Consider the following 3,983-nt stretch of genomic DNA (forward strand, 5'->3'; position numbering starts at 1 on the left):
AGCCCGCGACGACGGCCGGCCGGCCCGTCCCCGACGCCGCCTCCTCGGCGACCGGTCCCCTCCCCTGCTCGGCGCGCGGCTGCTCGGCTGAGGCCGCCTACGGACTGCGCTGGAACAACCCGCGCATCCACACTCCGCAGCGGCGCAAGACCTGGCTCGCGTGCCCGGAGCACCGAGAGCACCTGTCCGCCTTCCTGTCCGACCGCGGGTTCCTGAAGGAGATCGTGGACGTGGCCGACCTGCCCCGCCTGGACGGACAGACCACGGGCACCCGGACCGCCGGTCGCCCGCAGCCGACTTCCCGAGGAGGGGACGCCGAGTGAAGACCGCCGGCACCACCGCGCCGACCCGCCCGCACCCCGCCGCACGCGAGGAGGACGCCGAGCAGGGCAGCAGGGGCAGGCTCGACTTCTCTTTCCTGTTCACCGCGCCCTGGATCTTCGGCTTCGTGGTCTGCATCCTCTTCGCCTTCGCCTGCCACCACCTGGCCCAGTGGCAGATCGACCGCCGCCTCCAGGTGATGGAGCAGATCAACCGGGTGCTCGAGAACTACGACGACGCCCCGGTCCCCTTCGCCGAGGCCCCCGTGGCGGACTTCACCGCCGAGGACGAGTGGACCCCGGTCACGCTCTCCGGCGAGTACCTCGTGGAGGACACCCTGGTGGTCCGCAACCGGCCGCGGGCGGGCCGGCCCGGCTACGAGGTGCTGGTGCCGTTCCGCACCCAGGAGGGGGCCGTCGTCGTGGTGGACCGCGGCTGGCTCCCGATCGGCGACTCCCCCGGACGTCCGGACCGGATCCCCGCCCCCGTCGAGGGTCAACAGGAGGTCGAGGTGCGCCTGCGCCCCGGCGAGCCGACCCTGGACCGGGACGCGCCCGAGGGCCAGGTGGCTTCCATCGACCTGCCGGAGATCGGACGGGTGACGGGACTCGACGTGGCGGAGCGGACCTTCGGCGAGATGGTCTCCGAGTCCGAGGACCCGGGCGAACGCCCGCAGAAGCTCGTGCAGCCCACCCTGGACGAGGGCCCGCACCTGTCCTACGCCCTGCAGTGGTACCTGTTCGCCCTCATGGGCTTCGGTGTCTGGGGCTACATGGCCTACACGCGCGCCCGCAACGACCGGGACGACCTCGAGGACGCCGCCGAGGCCGGCGAGGACGAGATCCTCCCCGCCGCCCACCATCCCCGCCGCCGGCGCGTCACGCGCCGCCGCCCGGGCAAGGTCACGGACGAGGAGGCCGAGGACGCCCTGTTCGACTGACGGGACGTCAGGCGTCAGGCCAGGGTGATCAGGTCCCGGTACTCGTCGTTCCAGAGGTCCTCCACGGCGTCCGGCAGCAGCACGACGCGCTCGGGGTCCAGCGCCTCCACTGCGCCCTCGTCATGGGTCACCAGGACGATCGCGCCCTCGTAGGTGCGCAGCGCGTTGAGGATCTCCTCCCGGGAGGCCGGGTCCAGGTTGTTCGTCGGCTCGTCCAGCAGCAGCACGTTCGCCGAGGACGCGACCAGCGTGGCCAGGGCCAGGCGGGTCTTCTCGCCGCCGGAGAGCACGCTGGCCGGCTTGTCCACGTCGTCGCCCTGGAACAGGAAGGACCCGAGCAGGGTGCGGGCCTGCGTGTCCCCCAGCTGCGGGGCGGCGTGGCGCATGTTGTCCAGCACGGAGGCGGACTGGTCCAGCGTGTCGTGCTCCTGGGCGAAATAGCCGAGCTTCAGGCCGTGCCCGTCCACCACGCGGCCGGAGTCCGGCTCCTCCACCCCGGCCAGCAGCCGCAGCAGCGTGGTCTTGCCGGCGCCGTTGAAGCCGAGGATCACCACCCGGGAACCCCGGTCGATGGCCAGGTCCACCCCGGTGAAGATCTCCAGCGAGCCGTAGGACTTGGACAGGCCCTCCGCGGTGAGCGGCGTCCTGCCGCACGCCTGCGGGGTCGGGAAGCGGATGGCCGCCACCTTGTCCTGGGCGCGCTCGCCCTCCACGCCGCGCATCAGCCGCTCGGCGCGTTTGATCATCTGCTGGGCGGCCACGGCCTTGGTGGCCTTCGCGCGCATCTTCTCGGCCTGGGCCATGAGGGCGGAGGCCTTCTTCTCCGCGTTGGCGAACTCGCGGCGGCGGCGCGCCTCGTCCTGCTGCCGCTGCGCCTGGTAGTTCTTCCACGTCATGTTGTAGACGTCCATCGTCTGGCGGTTCGCGTCCAGGTACAGGACCTTGTTGACGGTCATCTCCATCAGCTCCACGTCGTGGCTGATCATCAGCAGCCCGCCGTCGTAGGTCTTCAGGTAGTCCCGCAGCCACACGATCGAGTCGTGGTCCAGGTGGTTGGTGGGCTCGTCCAGCAGCATGGTGTCCGCGTCGGAGAAGAGGATGCGGGCCAGCTCCACGCGCCGGCGCTGGCCGCCGGAGAGGGTGTGCAGCGGCTGGTCCAGCACCCGGTCCGGCAGCCCCAGGTTGGAGGTGATCCGGGCGGCCTCGGACTCGGCCGCGTAGCCGCCGCGCGCGGAGAACTCGGCCTCGAGACGGGAGTACCGGGACATGGCACGGTCCCGTTCGGCGTCCGAGGCGGCGGCCATCTCGTGCTCGGCCTCGCGCATGCGGCGCAGGGTCTGGTCCAGCTCGCGGGCGGAGAGGATCCGGTCCCGGCCGGACTGGTCCATGTCGTCGACCTTCGGGTCCTGCGGCAGGTAGCCGATGCGCCCCGAGCGCGTCACGGTGCCGGCGGTCGGCTCGCCCCGGCCGGCGAGCACCTTCGTCAGGGTGGTCTTGCCGGCGCCGTTGCGGCCCACCAGCCCGACCTTGTCCCCCTTCGCCACCCGGAAGGTGACCTCGTCCATCAGCAGGCGGGCGCCGACGCGGAGCTCCAGGTCAGTCACAGTGAGCATGGGGTGGGGACACTCTTCTCTTCTCGAGGGCAGATCACGGGCCGGGCCAGTCTAGTGCGTCTACACTCACGGCATGAGCTTCAACGACAACGTCCAGCTGGACCCGGGACGCGCCCGAGACAGCCGCGGACGTTCCGGCGGCGGCGTGGGCGGCCGCGGCATCGCCCTCGGCGGCGGCGCAGGCCTGATCGCCATGCTGATCGCCGTGTTCGCCCCCGGCTTCGCCGAGCAGATCGGCATCAACCCTGACGGCACCGTCGGCGGCGGCTCCTACCAGGAGCGTGAGGTCGGCGAGGGCCAGAACGGCGGGCAGACGCAGCAGATCGACTCGTGCCGCACCGGTGCGGACGCCAACGAGCGCTCCGACTGCCGCGTGCTGGCCACCACGATCGCCGCGGACACCTTCTGGGAGGAGCACCTCTCCCAGTACCGGGACGTCTCCTTCCGGGAACCCGGGGTCGAGCTGTTCTCTGGCGGCGTGAACACCGCCTGCGGCTCGGCCTCCTCCGCGATGGGCCCCTTCTACTGCCCGGGTGACGAGTCCATGTACTTCGACTCCGAGTTCTTCTACTCCCTGGAGTCCGACTTCGGCGCCGAGGGCGGCCCGCTGGCCGAGCAGTACATCGTGGCCCACGAGTACGCCCACCACGTCCAGCAGGTCATCGGCTGGCTGCGCTACTCCCAGGACGGGAAGACCGGCCCGGACTCGGGCATCGTCCGCGTCGAGCTGCAGGCCGACTGCATGGCCGGCATGTGGGCCGGCTCCGCCGCGCACACCGTGGACCCGGAGTCCGGCGAGACCTTCCTCAAGCCCATCTCGGACGAGCAGCTGCGCCAGGCCCTGGACGCCGCCGCCTCCGTCGGCGACGACCGCATCCAGGAGGCCTCCACCGGCCAGGTCCGCCCCGAGGCCTTCACCCACGGCACCTCGGAGCAGCGCCAGCGCTGGTTCAAGCGCGGCTACGAGTCCGGGCAGAACGACCCGGACATCAACCAGTGCGACACCCTGTCCACACCGACGTCGACTTCGTCGTCCGCCACGCCGGCATCTCCAAGGTGCGCGGCTCCTTCGGCGAGGTCTCCGGAGAGCTCACCCTCGCCGAGGACTT

4 protein-coding genes and 1 pseudogene are annotated in these 3,983 nt (G+C 71.5%); 4 read left to right on the plus strand and 1 reads right to left on the minus strand.

Features of this window, described 5'->3' with window-relative positions; genetic code table 11:
- Together AC2W7A_RS10110 and AC2W7A_RS10115 are read left to right on the plus strand one after the other, a co-directional pair.
- Positions 1-323 (plus strand): hypothetical protein (locus AC2W7A_RS10110; RefSeq protein WP_485991242.1); only part of this gene is annotated, 323 nt, incomplete at its 5' end.
- A complete protein-coding gene (locus AC2W7A_RS10115; RefSeq protein WP_485991243.1) occupies positions 320-1,261 on the plus strand; it encodes an SURF1 family cytochrome oxidase biogenesis protein in 942 nt (313 codons plus the stop codon). The genes AC2W7A_RS10110 and AC2W7A_RS10115, both read left to right, overlap by 4 nt.
- A 14-nt stretch (positions 1,262-1,275) precedes the next feature.
- Here AC2W7A_RS10115 and abc-f read toward each other — a convergent pair whose 3' ends face one another.
- Entirely contained in the window at positions 1,276-2,874 is a 1,599-nt protein-coding gene (gene abc-f / locus AC2W7A_RS10120) for a ribosomal protection-like ABC-F family protein (protein WP_485991244.1), read from the minus strand.
- A gap of 73 nt (positions 2,875-2,947) precedes the next feature.
- Here abc-f and ypfJ point away from each other — a divergent pair.
- Together ypfJ and AC2W7A_RS10130 are read left to right on the plus strand one after the other, a co-directional pair.
- A pseudogene (gene ypfJ, locus AC2W7A_RS10125) lies at positions 2,948-3,895 on the plus strand (KPN_02809 family neutral zinc metallopeptidase); the annotation flags it as partial.
- The coding region (locus AC2W7A_RS10130) for a YceI family protein (RefSeq protein ID WP_485991245.1) at positions 3,871-3,983 on the plus strand (113 nt) is incomplete at its 3' end. The pseudogene ypfJ and the gene AC2W7A_RS10130, both read left to right, overlap by 25 nt.

This window comes from Micrococcus sp. LASM2_SD2, from assembly GCF_057364565.1.